Source organism: Marinobacter sp. bablab_jr008, assembly GCF_016464145.1.
GTDB classification, from domain to species: domain Bacteria; phylum Pseudomonadota; class Gammaproteobacteria; order Pseudomonadales; family Oleiphilaceae; genus Marinobacter; species Marinobacter nauticus.
Genome location: NZ_JACDWW010000042.1, coordinates 1 through 16535, shown reverse-complemented (window position 1 = coordinate 16535; position 16535 = coordinate 1). Strand labels below are relative to the sequence as shown.

Sequence of the window (16535 nt, the reverse complement as noted above, 5' to 3'; positions counted from 1 at the left end):
AAGATCCATAGGAGTGAGGAGAATGCGATGAAGTATATTTTTGAGGTCACGGTGAAAGACGGGCACTGTGCAGAGGAGTATGCCGATGCCTGGGTCAGAGCCAGTGAGCTGATTCAGCGGGCGCCCGGTGCCCGTGGTACCGAACTACACCGAAAGATTGGTGAGCCGAACAAGTTGATCGCTATCGCCAGCTGGGACAGCAAGGCCGACCGCGATGCCATGGATGCCCGGAAGGACCCGAGGATCGCGGAGATCATTAAAAGCGCCGCTCCGTTTGTTGAGATTCGGCCTTTGGGTGAATTTGAAGACCCTGAATGGGTGGTACTGCCGCCAGGCCAGAATAGCGACTGATTAGTTGTGGTCAACTTTGTGTAGCTGGAAGTCTTTCTCCAGACGGTAGGTGTCAAAATCCCGGGCCAGGAAAAGGTGGCCCGTGTAATGCTGCAACGCCTCGGCGGCGAGCTGATTGATGTGCGGTGTGCCACCCGGAGCCGATTGGTAGCGGGAGCTGAAGTGGGTGAGTACCAGATTGGGCAGCTTCGTTGCCTGTGCGAACCGGGCCACCTGCTGCGCCGAGCTGTGTTGGGGCCAGGGGCCAACCCGGTCTGCGACATCCTGGGTGTAGGTGGCCTCGTGAATCAGGACGTGGGTGCCTTGGCAGGCATTTTTCAGCAGTTCCGGGGTGTCGTTGTCACCGCCGACAATGATTTTTCGCGCGGTTCTGGGAATGTGAGTGTAATCGTCGCTACGCAGCAGGCGCCCGTCATCCAGTAGAACATCTTTGCCTTTCTGCAGGTCGCCCCATTGAGGGCCAGGCTCTATGCCATCAGCAACCAGTTTCTCCTTTTGCAGCTGACGTTCCAGGTTGCGCTCTGTGAATACGTAGGCCCGGCAAGGTACGCGGTGTGAAAGCGCCACGTTGGTAACGCCCAAATGGCCATCCTGCCAGTAAAAATCCGGAGCTTCCGAGTTGATGAAGTTCAACGGATAACTCAGGCTGGAGTCACTGTTTTCGATGACCGCATCGATAAACCGGCGTACCTGTGGCGGCGCAATGATGTCCAGAGGCTCGGTGCGACCCAGCATGGAAGCGCTGGTAAGCAATCCCGGTAGCCCGAAGATGTGGTCACCATGGATGTGGGTGATGAACATGGCGCGCAACTGCATCACCGAATACCGTGTGCGCATCAACTGATGCTGGGTGCCTTCACCGCAGTCCACCAGATACCAGGGTTTGGGCCCCGACAGGCAAAGGGCCAGGCCCGTGACGTTGCGTGACCGGGTTGGTGTTCCGGCCGATGTGCCAAGGAAAGTGAATTCCATCGTGCCTCGTTTCGCGGTAATGTGCTCCCTAATAATACGAAACCATGCTCTCAGATGATACGGGATCCATCATGTCTGAACTCGCCAACTACGAAAGTTTCAATATTGAAGTAAAAGACCACATCGCCCATGTTCAGTTCAGTCGCCCTGAAGCGCTGAACACCATGAACAAAGCATTCTGGCTGGAGCTGCCGCGCTGCGTTCAGGACATTGAAGCCAATACCGATGCCCGGGTGATTGTGATCTCCTCGACTGGGAAGCACTTTTCCGCAGGCATGGATCTGGGGGTGTTCTCGGATCCGAAATCCGTGCCCATGAGTGGTGATCCTGGCCGTATGGCGGAGAACCTGCGAAGAGTCGTACTGCAGCTGCAGGATACTCTGAGCTCTCTGGAGAAAGTACGTCTGCCGGTGCTGGCTGCCGTGCACGGTGGCTGTATTGGTGGGGCTCTGGACCTGGTATGCGCTGCTGACAGCCGGTATTGCACCTCCGATGCCTATTTCACCATCAAGGAAACCGAGCTGGGCATGACAGCTGATGTGGGCACGCTGCAGCGGCTGCCTAAACTGATGCCTGAGGGCGTGGTGCGTGAGCTGGCTTACACGGGCCGCAAGTTCGGTGCTGAAGAAGCCCATCGCCTGGGTTTCGTGAACTCGGTATACGAGACTCAGGAAGCGATGCTTGAGGGCGTGATGTCCATTGCCGCCCAGATTGCAGCCAATTCACCGCTGGCGGTGACCGGCTGCAAGGAAATGATCAACTTCAGCCGCGATCACAGCGTAGAAGACAGCCTCCGCTACATGGCCACATGGCAGTCCGGCATGTTCCGCCCCACGGACATGATGAAATCCTTCCAGGCCAAGGCCCAGAAGCAGGCGCCCGCCTACGACGACCTGTTCCCGGTCAAGGGCCTGTTCGAAAACTGAGTTATGGCCCAAGGTCGCGCCACTATATCCACTACCGCCGCCCTGCTGTTTCAGGGCGGTATTGGTTTGGTAGGCTGGCTCGCGATCTGGCTGTTCGATATTCCGTTAATGCTGAACGGCCTGAATCTGCCGGAAATCCTGCTGTACGGGATCCTGGGCGCTGGCACCACCTACCTTGTGCTATTGCTGCTGACTCAGCTCTCCTGGCTGTTCCCTGACGATGTTGGTTCGCAAATGCAGGCCCTTTACCGTTTTGCGGCGAGTTATCGCTGGCCGGTATTGCTGACCTTGTGCCTGCTCGCCGGGGTGGGGGAAGAACTGTTGTTTCGTGGTGCCGTGCAGGCCTGGCTAATGCAGCACACCGGGCCCTGGACAGCCTTGCTGGCGGCCTCTGTGTTGTTCGGGTTGGTGCACTATGTGTCGTTTACCTATTTTCTGGTAGCGACGTGTCTGGGCCTGATTCTCGGTGGCGCTTACCTGGTATGGGGCAGCTTGCCCATGGTGATGGTCTGGCATGCGGTCTATGACATGCTCGCGCTGTACTGCCTGCTGAACTATCCCCAGTGGTTCGGTGTGAAACCTTGATGTTTCCAGTCTAAATAATTCAAACGGTCGTATGAATTTTCGTTGAAAATGCAGTGTGGCTGTAAGAAGATAGCCAGCTACGCAGTTTTCAGGCTGATTCTCAACCGTTTGGATGTTCCTATGAATTCAACCATTCGCCGCTGGTTTGCCAGTGCCGGCGCCATGCGCCGAGTGCTCTCTACTTTCGCCCCTTACCTGGGGGCAGGTATTAAAGTCACTCACATTGCTGCTGACTTCAGCTTTGCAACGGTGGAAATGCGTCAGCACTGGTACAACACCAACTACGTGGGCACGCATTTCGGCGGATCTCTTTACAGTATGGTTGATCCGATGTACATGCTGTTGCTGATGCGACGCCTGGGCAATGATTACATCGTGTGGGACAAGTCAGCGAGTATTGATTTTATCCGCCCCGGCAAGGGCGTGGTAAAGGCCCGCTTCGAGCTGACCGATGCGCGTCTCGAGGAAATACGCGAAGCCACAGCCGACGGCGACAAGTACTTGCCGGAGTGGTATGTCGACGTTGTGGATGAAGCAGGAACGGTCGTTGCCCGAGTCCATAAGGTGCTGTACGTCAGGCGAAAGCCGGCGGAGTAATGCCGGCACCAGCCTACTATGGTTGTTCCACTTTTTTCAGAAAAGCCGCGATGTCGTCGAATGCCTCGTCTGCTTCAGGGAGCAGTGGCGTGAAGATGTGCCATACATGAACCATGTTCTGCCAGGTGTGAAGCTCCACCGGTGAACCCTGGACTTTTGCCTTGGCAGCGTAACGCGTGGCGTTGTCCAGCAGCATTTCCGTGGTGCTTGCGTGGATAAGCACGGGTGGCAGCTTGTTAAGCTCGCCCCGCAGAGGTGATGCAACCGGGTTGGTGGGAGAGATTCTGAATGCGGCAAGTGTTCCCCACCACAGCACGGGCAGCGGGATTTTGGACAAACCACCAAACACCGGGCCCAGTAGTGGGTCCGTGCGAATATTTTCGCGATTGCTCGGCGCCGTAAGCGTAAGATCCGTGGAGGGTGACAGGGCAACGGCGGCATCAGCCTGCCGCAGGCCATTGTCGCGAATCCACGCCAGCAGTGACAGGGTATGGCTGCCGCCCGCTGAGTCTCCGGCAACCACCATGAAGTCGACAGGCGCTTCGCCATCCGGGCCATGATTCAGCAACCATGCATAGGCCTGGCGGCAGTCCCGAATGCCATCCATGAACCGGTGTTCGGGCATAAGCCGGTAGTCAACCGCAAAAACGGCAGCATTGGCAATCCGGGAAAAACGGTCGGTAATCGCCCGGTGACTTCGAGGGCTGCCAGCAGCCCAGGCACCGCCGTGAATATAGAGCACACGTCGGCGGGAATCGGCCCCGGGCGCCAATATCCATTCTCCACGCGGATGATCCTGATGACGGATGTCCGATTCGATATCCACGCCTTCACCCAGGCTATCCAGGTGATTGCGGAGGGCGATCAGCCGGGCTTTGCCTTTCAGGCCACGGGAGGCGCGCCCCATGTCCTTGATGCGTTCTATGACCTCATCATGAGCCGGGTTTGGAGCAACTTCCTTGATAACCCAGTCCTGGCCGTCGTACTCGGAAAGATCCTTTACCCGGAAGATCAGCAGTGTGATCAGGACAACAAGAGTAACGACAGCGAGCAGAAACCAGAGCATGGACAATCCTTGGGGCGCGAGACACAGGGCATGTGGACGACTATAGTCGAAACAGCGTTAAGCATATAGGAGTGCTCCGTTTTGCAAATAGCCTATCGGGCCCGGGATATTACCGAGGCTCACATCATTGCTGGCCTGCTGCGTGCCAATCACATAGAGGCGCACGTAGGCGGACATTATCTGCAGGGCGCGCTGGGCGAGATCGGCGCAGCCGGCTTTACCAACGTGCATGTCGCTGACGAAGACTGGGTTCTCGCCAGAGCCTTGATTGAGGACTACGAGGCAAACCGACTTGAGCAATCCTGAGGCTTCAGGTGGCTAACGGATAGCGTTCCAGTACGGTATAGACCGAGCCGCTTTGGCCTGGACTGCTTTCAAACAGTGCAAAGCCCTGAACCGGCCAACTGCCAAACCGGGTCCTCTGGTAGTGCTCGATCAGCCCGGCCACCGAGCCTGCGCCAGCCCGAAAGCGGCTCAGTGTGATGTGAGGTTTGAATGAGGGATTCTGGAGAGTGAAGCCGTCGTTGATGAGCCTTTGGGCAAGGGTGCGTTGCAGTCCCCTCAGTTCTGCCTCGGGGGAGACTCCCGCCCATAGGATTTTCGGGCTCTCCTCCTTGCCGAAGCAACCCAACCCGGCGGCTTCCAGCTTAAAAGGCGTATGGGTCACCTTTCTGGCGTTATCCCGAGCCTGGATTACCTGTTCGGCCTCCACCTCTCCCAGAAACGCCAGGGTTAGGTGAAGCTGGGTTTTGCTTTGCCAGCGGGCACCTTTAATGTCAGTTTTTACCTTTAAGAGGCTGGTCTTGATCGACTCAGGAATTTCCAGCCCGAAGAACAGTCTTGGCATTAACTCCTCCATAGTCGGGACGTAGCCCGGCCTGGTCAATGTTGTTATAGTATAACGTTTTTGAGGCCAGAATTATGTCCAGCATTCCCCGCCCGATTCCCACCAACCTGATACTCGGGTTCCTTGGCGTTGGCAAAACCACTGCCATTCTGGACCTTCTGCGCCAGAAGCCGGAAGGGGAAACCTGGGCGGTACTGGTGAACGAGTTCGGCGAGGTGGGCATTGACGGTGCCATCCTGGAGACCGAGGGGGCGGTGGTGCGCGAGGTGCCAGGTGGCTGCATGTGCTGCGTCGCGGGGCTGCCCATGCAGATCGGCCTGAATCAGCTGATTGCCAGAGCCAAGCCGGATCGTTTGCTGATTGAGCCCACGGGCCTGGGCCATCCGTCCCAGATTCTCGATACCCTGACTGGAGAGCATTATCAGGATGTCCTGGCGTTGGGGCCGGTGATTACTCTGGTGGATCCACGCAAACTCGAGAACCCGAAAGTGCTTGAGAATGTGCAGTTCCGGGATCAGATCGAAGCTGCCGATATTCTGGTCGCCAACAAATCGGATCTTTGCACGGCACAGCAACTCTCGGCGTTTGAAGACTGGGTTGCCACACTGCCCCTGACGAAGCGTGCCGTTTACACGACAAGCCAGGGACATTTGGCGCCCGAGTGGCTGGACGGTGAGATGGAGCGTCAGCCGGTATCCAGCCCGGATGCTCATCAACAGCGGGCTGCGCTTGATCTTCGCCCCCCGGCACCGTCTCTGGACGACCAGCCCTGGCAGCGGATGACCAACCGTGGTCAGGGGCATTACAGTCTGGGTTGGCGCATCCACCCGGAAATTCAATTCTCGGAGGCGTCTCTTCTGGCAACGGCGATGGACGAACGCCTGGTGCGGTTCAAGGCCGTTGTGCATACCCTGGATGGCTGGCGAGTGATCAATCAGGTGGAAGGTGCGTTGACCGTTCAGCCCTGTGAGCCGGGAGAACAATCGCGGATTGAATTGATCAGTTCAGAGCCCTTGGCGGAGAGCGATCTGGATCTGGAAATGAAACGCGCCGCCGGGTTGGCAGAGTGAGGGCCCGGAACGGGCCCTCGGTGCATTACTGGTGACCGTAGATTCTCATGCGGGTGTTCTGCACTGAGAGGTTGTCCAGTGTCAGGGAGCCGATGCTGGTTCCGCCCACCAGAACCTGGCCAATCTTCATGTCTGCGTCAAACTGCTGCAGATCAATCGCCAGGGAATCGTCCGAGCTGCCGAAGCGTTGGTCTTTGTAGACCTCCACTACGATATCCGCGGCGGCATCCAGAATGGTCGGGCCATTGCCGCCAGTTGCTTTGTCAGCAACCTTTTCGAGATAGGTATTCTTGGTGAGCTGCAGGTCACGAATACCGATCGCGAGGAAGTCGACATCGATATCCAGATCGGAAATACCGACCTTTGTGTCCAGGGTCAGCTTGTCGGTCGCGGTATCCACCGTGATGCCGACCTTGTTGAAGATACCTCTCATTGAAAAGTTGCTTGCCAGCAGGGTGGAGTCTGTGTTGCCCTGCAGGCTCCATTCACCGGTTGTCACGCCAAAATCGATAGGAGCTGCGGTGATTGGCAGTACGTTGATGATGGCGTCGCCATCCGCGGCAACGTCGATCTCGATCTTGATATTATCGATCAGGTCGGTGTAGTCCTTGAAAGCCAGGCTTCTGCCAATCTCGATGTCTTTGAACATCTCATCTTCATAGCCGGCGCCAGCACCGCCGATGCTGATGTCCTTGATGGCGAGAGAGCCCTCATCGGTATATCTGAATTCACCAATGTTTACTTTGGTTTCGAGCTCGATGGTGACACCGGCCTGGCCGGTGATGCTGCCCATCTGAGCATCGTCGATTGGTTTAAGTTCTGCCTGCGCGGCAAACGGCGCGCCGATGATAGCCAGTGCTAGCAGATTTCTTTTCAGGCTTTTCATTGCATTGTTCCTTTTTTGATTTTGTTTTTACTGCGTGTAAGGTTCACGGCCAGCTAGTGCCAGCCGTGAACCTGCTTCCGGCGATGCCGGAATTCCTCAGAATTGCGGAGTGAGCTCAAGGTTGATGGTGTTGCCCGGGCCAGTCATGAACTGGTTGAGCAAGCTGGTGAGCAGCCCGCAGTTCTCCAGAGCGCCCAGTTCGTAGACGCCGCTGACCTCGCCGCCCGTTGCCGGGGAGAAGTTAGAGCCTTCAACGGATTTGAGTTCGATGTTGATCGGTTCACGGGTTTGGCACTCGGAACCGCCACCGATGCGAACTGGCAGCCAGCCAAGCTTGATGGCAACCTTGGGTACTTTCACATACAGCTTGGAATTTGCGGTCAACTTGCCATTCACAAGTGTGCCGGTGGTAACCTCTGCCTGCTCAAACTCCACGTTGGCTGCCGCATTGATCTTGCTGAAAAGCAGTTTGATGGAGAAGTTGCCAGAGGTAGGCAGTACTTCCAGATCGGCTTCAAAGGTGCCTGAGGCAATGTCCAGCAGTGTGGCAATGGAACCGTTCAGCGGCAGGGTGCCTCCGGTTGCATTGATCAGAGTAGAGCCCTGCAGACCGAGCAGCAGCTCAAGTTCGGAACCTCCGGTCGGTTCCTCGTAAGACTCGGCTGTGACGCTGACAGAGGTTTCCGCAGTTTCCGGGTCGTTGGAGCGAACGACAAGCGTTGCGTTGCTTACACCCGGTGCCCCGGCGGTGTAGTTCAGATCAATGGTGCAGCTTTCACCTGCGGCGACCGTTGTACAGTCATTGGTCTGAATGAAGTCCGCCGCATTGGCGCCAGTCAGGGTGATGCTGTCAATCTGCAGAGCAGCGTTGCCGTTGTTGTCTACGGTAACCTGTGCAGTTGCGCTGGTGCCTGACAGAACGCGACCCAGATCAACGGATTCCGGCGTTACCGAAATTTCCGGAGTGGGTGCCAGAGTTCCCTTGCCAGAGAGCGGAACGCTTACAGACTCGTTCTCCGGATCGGTAGATTCGATGGTCAGAGTAGCGTTGCGAGTACCTTCGGTGCTTGGAGCAAAGGTTACGTCGACAGCGCATGAAGCTTCGGGCGCCAGGCTGGAGCCGCACTGATTGGTGACAGTGAATACATCGGCGTCGGTTCCATCAATGAAGATGTTGCTGAGGCCAAGGCCGGTGTTGCCGGTGTTGGTAATGGTCACACTCTGCTGCGCACTGAGGCCAGCCTGTACTGATCCAAAGCTGATGTCTTCAGGGGTAATACTGATGCGTGGTGTTTCAACAACGTCTCCGCCTACAGTCACTGTCTGAAGCAGGTTGTTCTGATCCGGCAGCTGAACACAGTCGGTTGTGATTTCGCCGATTGGTGCGGGTGCGATGTCGCCGTTGGCGGTGCGCGCGATCAGGTCCAGCCGTAGAGCGCCTACCCTGATTTCCAGTTCGCCGACATCATCTGCGGTAACCAGGAATTCCGGTGAAGTGCCGGTAGCCGGGACATTGAATTCGCCGGAGGTTTCCGGAACCGGTGTCGGTGGTATATCAAGAGTGACGATCTGCTCTACCGTTCTGCCCGGTGTGGTAACGCTGTTGAAGCTGGTGGCAACCCCTTCAAGAGTGGCTGATTGAACCAGTTTCAGGCCGGTGCGGGCATCGTCGTTGACAACGGTGATCGCGTCTACGGTGAAGGCCGGTATCGTTTCTCCCACTGATGCTGCCGAAGGAATATCAGCACTGATGGTGGCACGGATCGGTTGATCACCGATGAGTGGAAACGGGCACTCAAATGCCAGCTCGGTGGATACTTGCTCGGCGGAGGCATTACCTGCGCCTCCCGCCATCAAAGCCGCCGCGGCAATCGCGGGGCCGAGCTTGCGGACACTCGTATTGAGGTTCCTGAGTTTCATGAGTTCGTCCTCTGTACGTCGTTATTTGTTGTAGTGGGTTGCAGACAACACCGATAAGGACTGCTCAATCGGACTTGCAAAGATCCCTTTGCCATACGTGTTCACGTATGAGTGCAGCGTTATTAGACGGGGAGAGGGTGCCGCGGGTCATTGCTTGTCGCGGCACCGTTTTTGTTCAAAGCGGAGAGGGGCGAAGGGATTGTCTAAACCGTGAACGGTGTCAAAACGAAAAGTGAGCTGTGTTCACTTTTTTGAGCGGGCTTGCCGCCGAACGTCGCCGGGGGTTTTGCCCGTCCAGGATCGATAGGCTTTGGTAAAACCGGCCTGGTCACTGAACCCCAGCTTCTCGGAGATGGACTCCAAGGGCACGTTGGTGTCTTTCAAGTAAAGGGTGGCGAAGCTTTCGCGAATTTCGTTCCGTAATTCCCTGAACGATGTGCCGGCGCTGGCAAGATGCTGGCGCAGGGTGCGCGGGCTGATATCCAGGCGCCGCGCAATGTTTTCGGTGGTGCAGGGACGGCCGGGTTGACTCATGATCAGTTCGCGAACCTGCATGGCGGTCTCGTCGGCTTCCAGATTGCCTGGTTTTCGATTGCATCGGGTGCGGGCGACAAGGAACTCCAGGTTCGCCTCGCTTTTCGGGATTGGTGAGCCTTTCAGTGGCATGGTTACCTGAGCAACCGGTGCATCGAATTCGAACTCGCACCCAGGGGCCAGCAACTGCCAGTCTTCCAGTGAGGCAGACGACGGAAAATCAAACTGGAAGTGGAAATGGCTACAAACCTGGCAGGAGATACGGTGAATGCTGCCCATATAGATTTTGGTCAGGCAGGGTCTCAAGTCCTCCACGCCCCAGGTATCGATCAGCCGGATGCGGAATGTGGAGCCGGTCGATTCCAGTTCCATGTCCATCAGTGGCAGGCCAACGCGCAGGTATTGAACGATCATGCTCACCAGGCGTCGCGGATTTTCCTGGCCCAACATGGCGAACCCGAGCAGGCCGTGACTGGGCAGGTCCAGTTGCTGGCCAAATTCGAACGCCGCGCGCTCGTCGGTCATCAGCCAATCCGCCTGGCGCAGCAAATCCATGACCTGATGCATGGACAAGCTGGCGTCCGGGTTATTCAGCATGTCGTCGGTGATGCCGGTATTGGCAAGAATGGTATGCCGCTTTACACCGCGATGTTCCATAAAACGGACAAAACGGCGGGCATAGCGAGCCGAGACGATCGGCACTTCCAGTGCGAGTTCAGATGACGTTTCCATGTTCCGGTCTCTGAGCCGGGGCAGTTCCCGGGCATTTAGTCTTGAATTGAACTGTTGTTATCATTCAAGAGGTACAAGCCGACTCCTCTCTGTTCGGTGCCAGTATAGGCAGCGCACGATGGGCGCTTTTACGCATCCGGTCACAAACTCGCCGCATGGCCGGATATGACAATGAAACTTTTGTCAGGTTGAAACGTTCATGATCGAAAGACCGCAATCGTCCGCGCAACAGAAGGCGCTCTGCCCGGTGTGTGAAGACGCTGAACTGGCGCCCTTTCGCGAAGTGGGGCAGCAACGATATTTTCGTTGTGGCCAGTGCGAAGCCACGGTGATGGCCTCCGAGTGTCGGCTTTCCGGCTCCCGGGAGCGAGCCGTCTATGAATTGCACAACAACAATGCGGACGATCCCGGCTACCGGCGCTTTCTTTCAAAGCTGGCCCAGCCCCTGCTGGGGCAGGTTTCACCCGGAGCACAGGGGTTGGACTTCGGCTGTGGCCCCGGTCCGGCATTGGCCAGCATGCTGGCGGAAGCGGGATTGCACATGACCCTGTACGATCCGTTCTTTTACCCGGACGCCGCCGCGTTGGATCGGCAATACGATGTTATTACCTGTACCGAGGTTGTGGAGCATCTGCATCATCCAGCCGAAGTGTTTCGCATGCTGGACAGCCTGCTCCGGCCCGGAGGCTGCCTGGGTATCATGACTTGCTTCCAGACCGACGATGCCCGTTTCGATAACTGGCACTATCGGCGCGATCCCACCCATGTGGTGTTCTACCGTGAGCAGACATTCCGCTGGCTGGCCCAGCATTATGGCTGGGATCTGGAGATTCCCGTGAAAGACGTTGTGCTCCTGCGAAAATCGCTGTGACCGCCTGTTAGTGGGCGTTTGAGGGGCAGGCGGGAATCTGGGGGCAGGCGGCGGCATCTGCCGCGTGTGATCGGGCCTCATCCTGTAGCGGTTTAAACCGTTTCGGTGCCAGCCCGGCTGCACACTCGGAGGCCTGTCTGGCTCTAGCCGGACAGCCTGCATCGTTGAGTGCGATGGCGAGGTTGTTCCAGCCTTCGGAGAACCCGGGGAACTTCTCGACCACCCTCAGGAAACTGCCCACGGCATTCTGAAAATGACCTAGCTGGTACTGCAGGTTGGCGTTTGCCATTAACGGTGTGGGCTGCTCGGGCCATCTCGTGATGGCAGTTTGGTAGGCTCGCTGGGCCGCCAGGGTGTGGCCTGTTGTCTCAAGATCGTGGGCCGCCTGGAGGTAGGGCAGCATTTCAGCACTTGCGGGTGTTTGATCGGGGGGCAGAATGACTGCAGCCCATCGCTCAGCCTTGCTCCAGGTGTTGTAAAACACCTTGTATGGCATTTCATAGTGGCGCCGTGTATCCGTGTTCAGGATGAAGACCTGTTCCGTGCTGTCGTAGCCCACCACCACCGCAAAATGCCATTGCGGCCACCAGCTCAGACGAAGATTCTGCATAACCAGGACCGGATTTCCGCCCTCAACCTCGGCCAGAATGGCCTCTGGTTCCGGTTCCAAACGGTACACCAGCATGTCGTGGGCCCGTGCGCCGGCAACCATTTCCACTTGCAGGGAGCCTTCCTTGCCCGGCAGGTAGACCAGCTCTTTCAGAATGTCCGGATTGGTCGCCAGCCCCTGTGCGTTCAGCATCATGGCCAGAGAGGCGGGACCGCACTGGTACTTCTCCTGCGGATAGAAGGGCACCTGTTCCAGCAGCTTTTCCGAGTAAACCGGTTTGGTGTTGTCCCGGGCAGAGACAGGCCAGTCTGGTGTTGATGCACACCCGGCCAGAAGCACTATGGCCGTCAGAGCGACGGCCATAGTCAATTTAAGACGGCTGTTCATCTGCTGCATTGGGGATCAGCGAATGCATTTCACGAAGGGGAACAGATCCGTCGCGCAGAGCATATCGGTTATGATGAACACCAGCAGGAACAGAACAATGATACCGACAACACCTTCGCCGGTTGGTGCTTCGGCCAGTTGTTGTTCAAACTCGGCCAGTTCCGTCGGGGTCAGATTCTGGATGCGCTCTTCAACCTGGGCATCACTCACGCCGAGTTCCTGCAGTTTTGCCTTCACTTCCTGATCTTCAAGCATTTCCAGCAGTTGTTGCCGGTCCAGATCGACCTGCTGTTGCTGGATCAACTCACCGGTACCCACCATGCCTGCGTTGGCGGACATGGAGAAGGTGGTCGTAAACGCGAGGAGTACGGCCATCGTCAGTGAGAACTTTCTTAAGTGCTTTCTGATACCGTTCATGTGAGGCTCCTTTCTCTGTTGTATTCCAGTACAGTAGTTAGCGATCTGTACTCGTTCAACATACAAAACGTTCACACAGCCGCACGGGTTCCATGACTATTTGGTCATTGCCTGGGCGTTCAGGTACTCAGCGAAAAGCTTCAGCAAGTGATTGGCATCAGGGGCAGGGCGCACACCCTGCAGCAGGCTCTGGGCGTCCAGGCCTTCGGCAACGATGTCCTGATATTGGACTTCGAGGTAGGCTTTCATGATTGCATCGGTGAATTCCGGATGAAACTGCACGCCCCAGGCATGTTCGCCAACCCGGAACGCCTGGTGTGGCTCGAAGGCTGAATTGGCCAGCAATACAGCGCCCGGAGGGAGCTCAATTGCGGATTGCTTGTGGGTCAGGTGGGCGGGAAATTCTGCCGGCAACTGACTGAACAGGGGGTCTGAGCTGGCGCTGTCGAGCAATCGCACGGTGTGCGTGCCGGTCTCGCGGCCTTTCGGATGGTAGTCCGCCTTGCCACCCATGGCATGGGCCAGCAACTGGTGGCCATAGCAAACTCCGAGAAGTGGCACGTTGGCCTCGACGGCCTGTTTTATCCAGCGGGCGGTTTCTTCGCTCCAGGGTGCTTTGTCGCTGACCATCGCAGGCGAGCCGGTAATGACGATGCCAGCCCAGTCGCTGGGGGCAGACGCGGGTGGCGTTTGCACGGCATCCAGTACGGTAAGTTCAAGATCGCCCGTCAGGCTGCGGAGGAACCAGGCGTCGAAATCACCAAACTGATCCCGTATCTGCGGGTAGGTCGAGCCCGTTTTCAGGATAATGACCTTTGGTTTTCCCACGCCTGCTACCTCCGCCAAGTCCGCTATTGTTAATGCTGGTGACCAGCGGTTATTCCTGCGGCAGTTCCGCGTTGTGGAATACGTTCTGTACGTCGTCGAGATCGTTCAGCATGTCGAGGAATTTCTCGAACATGGGGATGTCGTCGCCTTCTACCACAGTGGTGGTTTTTGGCAGGAACTGGATCTCGTCCACATCGAACTCGATGCCTTCAAACGCGGCTTCCAGAGCCTGTTTGGCTTTGGCGTATTCGGTGTTCGGGGTGAATACCGTGATTTTGCCGTCTTCGCTTTCGATGTCGGTAACGTCCACGTCGGCTTCCATCAGAGCTTCCAGTACGGCTTCTTCGTCCTGGCCGGCGAATGCAAAGATGGCGCAGTGATCAAACATATGGGCCACGGCGCCCGGGGTGCCGATCTTGCACTTGGTTTTGGTGAATGCCAGGCGAACATCGCCAAAGGTGCGGTTCGGGTTGTCGGTCAGGCAGTCGACGATGACCATGCAGTTGCCCGGGCCGTAGCCTTCGTAGCGGGCCGGCGCATAGTCTTCGCCTGCACCACCCTTGGCTTTGTCGATGGCTTTCTCAATAACGTGGGTGGGCACCTGGTCTTTTTTGGCCCGCTCGATCAGCCCGCGCAGGGAAAGGTTGGCTTGCGGGTCGATGCCACCAGCCTTGGCAGCCATGTAGATCTCGCGGCCGTACTTGCTGTAAACCTTGGTTTTCGCGGCGGCCGTTTTGGCCATGGATTCTTTGCGGTTTTGGTAGGCTCTGCCCATATTCGCTGCCTCTAGGGTTCAGTGAAAAGGCGGATTTTACTGAACCTGAGCGGATTGCAACAGGCCTGATTTCGCAGCTTTTGCCAGGAGGTGGTTCCGCGTCCCTGCGGAACCGGGTTGTTACACGTATTCCACCGGCTGGCGATAGTTGTCCTGAGATACCAGATCAATGCCACAATCCATATCGCTGACCCAGTTAAGGAAGCGATCAATCATCACCGGGCCTTCAAAGCGCTTGCCATGCTGGGGCACGATCATCGACACGTCCATGTCTCGAACCATGTTGGCCCAAAGACGACAGACTTTCTTGGAAGCAATGTAACGGCGGTGAAAGCCGATCATGTTCGGGATGTGTTTGTCGAAATCTTTCACCGGCTGGTGGTCGTCTTCTCCGCCCATGGACGCGCCGAGGTCACCTGAGAACAGGATTTTTGAGACTGGATCGTAGAATTGAAGGTTACCGACCGAGTGCATGAAATGCGCCGGCAGGCACTGCAGATAAGTCTCCCCGAACCTCACATTGGCGCCGCCGTCAGGAATACTGACGATGCGGTCGTAGACGCTGCCACTAAGCTGGTTGGTGACGTAGCTGGACACCAGGTGCGGCAAGAAGCGCGCCCACAGCTTTGAGGTAACGATTTTTGCCCGGGTGTGAACAATCCAGCGGTCGATGGCGCCGATGATGTCCGGGTCCTGGTGGGACGCGAAGACATAGTCCATATCGCGGATGTTCATGTACTTGGACGCGGCGACGGAGAGTGGGGTGTAGGTCAGATCTCCGCCGGGGTCGATCAGGGCTTCGTGTTTGCCATCAACAATCAGGAACTGGTTGGACTGAACGCCTTCGCCAGTGACCAGGGAATCGAACATCAGGCACTTGTGGTGTCCGTTGTCGAAGAGAACAATCGGTGCTGCCGCCATTTCTGTCTCCCGCAAAGCAGTAGGGTCTTCGGCTTCAGGCACACTTATAGCCCGATGGCCGGATATTGCAAGCTGCGCGGGAGAGTACAGAATTGACAAATATAAATTGTTGCCTCAGGTCAATTATCTGATATTCATCAAGTTACCGATTGTTGCCTTCGCTCCCACAGGCTTACGCCATTGACGGCAGGCGTTTGATACCACGGCGTAATCCCTTTTCCAGCGCGACCTGAACCGCTTTGCCGGTAAACGGCACAATATCCTCAAAACGGATGGAGTACTGAATACGGGTTCTTCCTTCGCCTGCATCGGAGAACAGAATACGCCCCAGGTGATTACGCAAAGGGCTGATGCTGCTGATGGTGTATTCAATCAGAGAGTCGGGTTCAAAACCGAGTACGGTTTCCTCAAGAGACAGCGGGCCAATGCCGATCTTGCGAACCGAGCCAATGCCGTTGGGGTCTGCCTGGTCGCTGTCCTTGATGCGCTTGACCGGTGCCCCGACCAGTTTGCCGAAGCGGTGGTGGTCGGCAAAAACGGCAAAAGCCTTGCGCCTGGGGACATCGAAAGTTTCGTCAATTTCAATGGTGTACTGTGCCATGGTGCTGCTCTTGTTGTTAGACGGTGTTCAAGGTTAACCGTTCACCGGGTTCAACAAAAGTCGCAGGCGCGGGTTTTCATCACTGAGAACTGGTTAAAACAGGCCATCGGTTTGTTGGTTGGTATTCCGGAGGCTGGTGGTTATAATCGGGACTGCTCAGGATGAGTCAGTTCAACATAATCTTCAGGGATCGAAGTCATGCCCCAGGCAAGCGGATTGCAGTTCACCGCCCGTGTAGGCGAATTCCCCTCGGATCACTTTGTCGTTGTCGGCTTCGCGCTGACCGAACGGCTGTCTGATCTGTTCCATGGCCGGTTGCAACTGGCGAGCACCGATCCGGATGTGGCCGCCGCCGACGTACTGGAACAGCCGGTAGACCTGGTGGTGTGGCAGGACGGCCAGCCCCTGCGCCGGTTCACCGGCGTGGTGAACGAATTTATGCGGGGCGACACCGGCCACCGCCGCACCCGCTACGAGGTGGTGATCCAGCCGCCGTTATGGCGCCTGGGCCTGATGCACAACAGCCGCATCTTCCAGACCCAGACCACCGACGCCATCGTGCGCACCCTGCTCGAAGAGCGGGGCATTGTGGATTCCATCTTCGACTTCAAACGCCCACCGGAAGAACGGGAATACTGC

General features: G+C 56.9%; 20 protein-coding genes. 8 read left to right on the top strand and 12 right to left on the bottom strand.

The window, feature by feature from the left end; genetic code table 11:
* The first annotated feature begins 27 nt into the window (after positions 1 to 27).
* Positions 28 to 351, top strand: a complete 324-nt coding sequence (locus JIF53_RS03805; RefSeq protein ID WP_199451866.1) for an antibiotic biosynthesis monooxygenase family protein — start codon at positions 28 to 30, stop codon at positions 349 to 351.
* On the opposite strand, the gene JIF53_RS03800 is transcribed toward JIF53_RS03805, so the two are convergent.
* Positions 352 to 1323: a ribonuclease Z gene (locus tag JIF53_RS03800; RefSeq protein WP_199451865.1), complete on the bottom strand. Its 972-nt coding sequence runs from the start codon at positions 1321 to 1323 to the stop codon at positions 352 to 354.
* 71 nt (positions 1324 to 1394) lie between these two features.
* Here JIF53_RS03800 and JIF53_RS03795 point away from each other — a divergent pair, with 71 nt between their 5' ends.
* The 3 genes from JIF53_RS03795 (at position 1395) to JIF53_RS03785 (ending at position 3431) form a co-directional block, all read left to right on the top strand.
* Complete coding sequence (locus tag JIF53_RS03795) at positions 1395 to 2249, top strand: crotonase/enoyl-CoA hydratase family protein (RefSeq protein ID WP_011785638.1); 855 nt, start codon at positions 1395 to 1397, stop codon at positions 2247 to 2249.
* 3 nt (positions 2250 to 2252) lie between these two features.
* The gene (locus JIF53_RS03790) at positions 2253 to 2834 is read left to right on the top strand and encodes a CPBP family intramembrane glutamic endopeptidase (RefSeq protein ID WP_199451864.1); all 582 of its coding nucleotides are present in this window, start codon (positions 2253 to 2255) and stop codon (positions 2832 to 2834) included.
* A gap of 120 nt (positions 2835 to 2954) precedes the next feature.
* Complete coding sequence (locus JIF53_RS03785) at positions 2955 to 3431, top strand: DUF4442 domain-containing protein (protein ID WP_199451863.1); 477 nt, start codon at positions 2955 to 2957, stop codon at positions 3429 to 3431.
* A gap of 16 nt (positions 3432 to 3447) precedes the next feature.
* Here JIF53_RS03785 and JIF53_RS03780 read toward each other — a convergent pair whose 3' ends face one another.
* Complete coding sequence (locus JIF53_RS03780) at positions 3448 to 4497, bottom strand: alpha/beta hydrolase (protein ID WP_199451862.1); 1050 nt, start codon at positions 4495 to 4497, stop codon at positions 3448 to 3450.
* A gap of 81 nt (positions 4498 to 4578) precedes the next feature.
* Between JIF53_RS03780 and JIF53_RS03775 the strand changes: the two genes are divergently transcribed.
* Complete coding sequence (locus tag JIF53_RS03775; protein WP_011785634.1) at positions 4579 to 4803, top strand: DUF2007 domain-containing protein; 225 nt, start codon at positions 4579 to 4581, stop codon at positions 4801 to 4803.
* Between the two features lie 4 nt (positions 4804 to 4807).
* On the opposite strand, the gene thpR is transcribed toward JIF53_RS03775, so the two are convergent.
* A complete protein-coding gene (thpR, locus tag JIF53_RS03770; RefSeq protein ID WP_199451861.1) occupies positions 4808 to 5344 on the bottom strand; it encodes an RNA 2',3'-cyclic phosphodiesterase in 537 nt (178 codons plus the stop codon).
* A 74-nt stretch (positions 5345 to 5418) separates the two neighbouring features.
* On the opposite strand from thpR, the gene JIF53_RS03765 reads away from it, so the two are divergent.
* Complete coding sequence (locus JIF53_RS03765; RefSeq protein WP_014420835.1) at positions 5419 to 6414, top strand: CobW family GTP-binding protein; 996 nt, start codon at positions 5419 to 5421, stop codon at positions 6412 to 6414.
* 25 nt (positions 6415 to 6439) lie between these two features.
* Here JIF53_RS03765 and JIF53_RS03760 read toward each other — a convergent pair whose 3' ends face one another.
* From JIF53_RS03760 to JIF53_RS03750, 3 genes are all read right to left on the bottom strand, one after another.
* A complete protein-coding gene (locus JIF53_RS03760; RefSeq protein ID WP_011785631.1) occupies positions 6440 to 7300 on the bottom strand; it encodes a DUF6160 family protein in 861 nt (286 codons plus the stop codon).
* A 96-nt stretch (positions 7301 to 7396) separates the two neighbouring features.
* Positions 7397 to 9220, bottom strand: coding sequence for a choice-of-anchor D domain-containing protein (locus JIF53_RS03755; RefSeq protein ID WP_199451860.1), 1824 nt, complete (start codon positions 9218 to 9220; stop codon positions 7397 to 7399).
* Positions 9221 to 9463: 243 nt separating this feature from the next.
* A complete protein-coding gene (locus tag JIF53_RS03750; protein WP_199451859.1) occupies positions 9464 to 10486 on the bottom strand; it encodes a helix-turn-helix domain-containing protein in 1023 nt (340 codons plus the stop codon).
* Between the two features lie 199 nt (positions 10487 to 10685).
* Between JIF53_RS03750 and JIF53_RS03745 the strand changes: the two genes are divergently transcribed.
* On the top strand, positions 10686 to 11357 hold the full coding sequence (locus tag JIF53_RS03745) for a class I SAM-dependent methyltransferase (protein WP_199451858.1): 672 nt from the start codon (positions 10686 to 10688) through the stop codon (positions 11355 to 11357).
* A 7-nt stretch (positions 11358 to 11364) separates the two neighbouring features.
* Here JIF53_RS03745 and JIF53_RS03740 read toward each other — a convergent pair whose 3' ends face one another.
* The 6 genes from JIF53_RS03740 to JIF53_RS03715 form a co-directional block, all read right to left on the bottom strand.
* Positions 11365 to 12363, bottom strand: coding sequence for a PA2778 family cysteine peptidase (locus tag JIF53_RS03740; RefSeq protein ID WP_199451857.1), 999 nt, complete (start codon positions 12361 to 12363; stop codon positions 11365 to 11367).
* A 6-nt stretch (positions 12364 to 12369) separates the two neighbouring features.
* Positions 12370 to 12771 carry a PA2779 family protein gene (locus JIF53_RS03735; protein WP_199451856.1) on the bottom strand — a complete coding sequence of 134 codons (402 nt, stop codon included), beginning with the start codon at positions 12769 to 12771 and terminating at the stop codon, positions 12370 to 12372.
* A gap of 96 nt (positions 12772 to 12867) precedes the next feature.
* Entirely contained in the window at positions 12868 to 13599 is a 732-nt protein-coding gene (locus JIF53_RS03730) for a glutamine amidotransferase (protein ID WP_199451855.1), read from the bottom strand.
* A 49-nt stretch (positions 13600 to 13648) separates the two neighbouring features.
* Complete coding sequence (locus JIF53_RS03725) at positions 13649 to 14374, bottom strand: YebC/PmpR family DNA-binding transcriptional regulator (protein WP_011785624.1); 726 nt, start codon at positions 14372 to 14374, stop codon at positions 13649 to 13651.
* Between the two features lie 120 nt (positions 14375 to 14494).
* Positions 14495 to 15295, bottom strand: coding sequence for an MBL fold metallo-hydrolase (locus JIF53_RS03720; protein ID WP_011785623.1), 801 nt, complete (start codon positions 15293 to 15295; stop codon positions 14495 to 14497).
* Positions 15296 to 15467: 172 nt separating this feature from the next.
* Positions 15468 to 15896: an SRPBCC family protein gene (locus tag JIF53_RS03715; RefSeq protein WP_022992924.1), complete on the bottom strand. Its 429-nt coding sequence runs from the start codon at positions 15894 to 15896 to the stop codon at positions 15468 to 15470.
* Between the two features lie 198 nt (positions 15897 to 16094).
* Between JIF53_RS03715 and JIF53_RS03710 the strand changes: the two genes are divergently transcribed.
* The coding region (locus tag JIF53_RS03710) for a contractile injection system protein, VgrG/Pvc8 family (protein ID WP_266096867.1) at positions 16095 to 16535 on the top strand (441 nt) is incomplete at its 3' end.

Excerpts from the sequence above, each read along its gene's own strand:
- JIF53_RS03805 (WP_199451866.1), top strand. The coding sequence starts at position 28 with ATGAAGTATATTTTTGAGGTCACGGTGAAAGACGGGCACTGTGCAGAG.
- JIF53_RS03800 (WP_199451865.1), bottom strand. The coding sequence starts at position 1,323 with ATGGAATTCACTTTCCTTGGCACATCGGCCGGAACACCAACCCGGTCA.
- JIF53_RS03795 (WP_011785638.1), top strand. The coding sequence starts at position 1,395 with ATGTCTGAACTCGCCAACTACGAAAGTTTCAATATTGAAGTAAAAGAC.
- JIF53_RS03790 (WP_199451864.1), top strand. The coding sequence starts at position 2,253 with ATGGCCCAAGGTCGCGCCACTATATCCACTACCGCCGCCCTGCTGTTT.
- JIF53_RS03785 (WP_199451863.1), top strand. The coding sequence starts at position 2,955 with ATGAATTCAACCATTCGCCGCTGGTTTGCCAGTGCCGGCGCCATGCGC.
- JIF53_RS03780 (WP_199451862.1), bottom strand. The coding sequence starts at position 4,497 with ATGCTCTGGTTTCTGCTCGCTGTCGTTACTCTTGTTGTCCTGATCACA.
- thpR (WP_199451861.1), bottom strand. The coding sequence starts at position 5,344 with ATGCCAAGACTGTTCTTCGGGCTGGAAATTCCTGAGTCGATCAAGACC.
- JIF53_RS03765 (WP_014420835.1), top strand. The coding sequence starts at position 5,419 with ATGTCCAGCATTCCCCGCCCGATTCCCACCAACCTGATACTCGGGTTC.
- JIF53_RS03760 (WP_011785631.1), bottom strand. The coding sequence starts at position 7,300 with ATGAAAAGCCTGAAAAGAAATCTGCTAGCACTGGCTATCATCGGCGCG.
- JIF53_RS03755 (WP_199451860.1), bottom strand. The coding sequence starts at position 9,220 with ATGAAACTCAGGAACCTCAATACGAGTGTCCGCAAGCTCGGCCCCGCG.
- JIF53_RS03750 (WP_199451859.1), bottom strand. The coding sequence starts at position 10,486 with ATGGAAACGTCATCTGAACTCGCACTGGAAGTGCCGATCGTCTCGGCT.
- JIF53_RS03745 (WP_199451858.1), top strand. The coding sequence starts at position 10,686 with ATGATCGAAAGACCGCAATCGTCCGCGCAACAGAAGGCGCTCTGCCCG.
- JIF53_RS03740 (WP_199451857.1), bottom strand. The coding sequence starts at position 12,363 with ATGCAGCAGATGAACAGCCGTCTTAAATTGACTATGGCCGTCGCTCTG.
- JIF53_RS03735 (WP_199451856.1), bottom strand. The coding sequence starts at position 12,771 with ATGAACGGTATCAGAAAGCACTTAAGAAAGTTCTCACTGACGATGGCC.
- JIF53_RS03725 (WP_011785624.1), bottom strand. The coding sequence starts at position 14,374 with ATGGGCAGAGCCTACCAAAACCGCAAAGAATCCATGGCCAAAACGGCC.
- JIF53_RS03720 (WP_011785623.1), bottom strand. The coding sequence starts at position 15,295 with ATGGCGGCAGCACCGATTGTTCTCTTCGACAACGGACACCACAAGTGC.
- JIF53_RS03715 (WP_022992924.1), bottom strand. The coding sequence starts at position 15,896 with ATGGCACAGTACACCATTGAAATTGACGAAACTTTCGATGTCCCCAGG.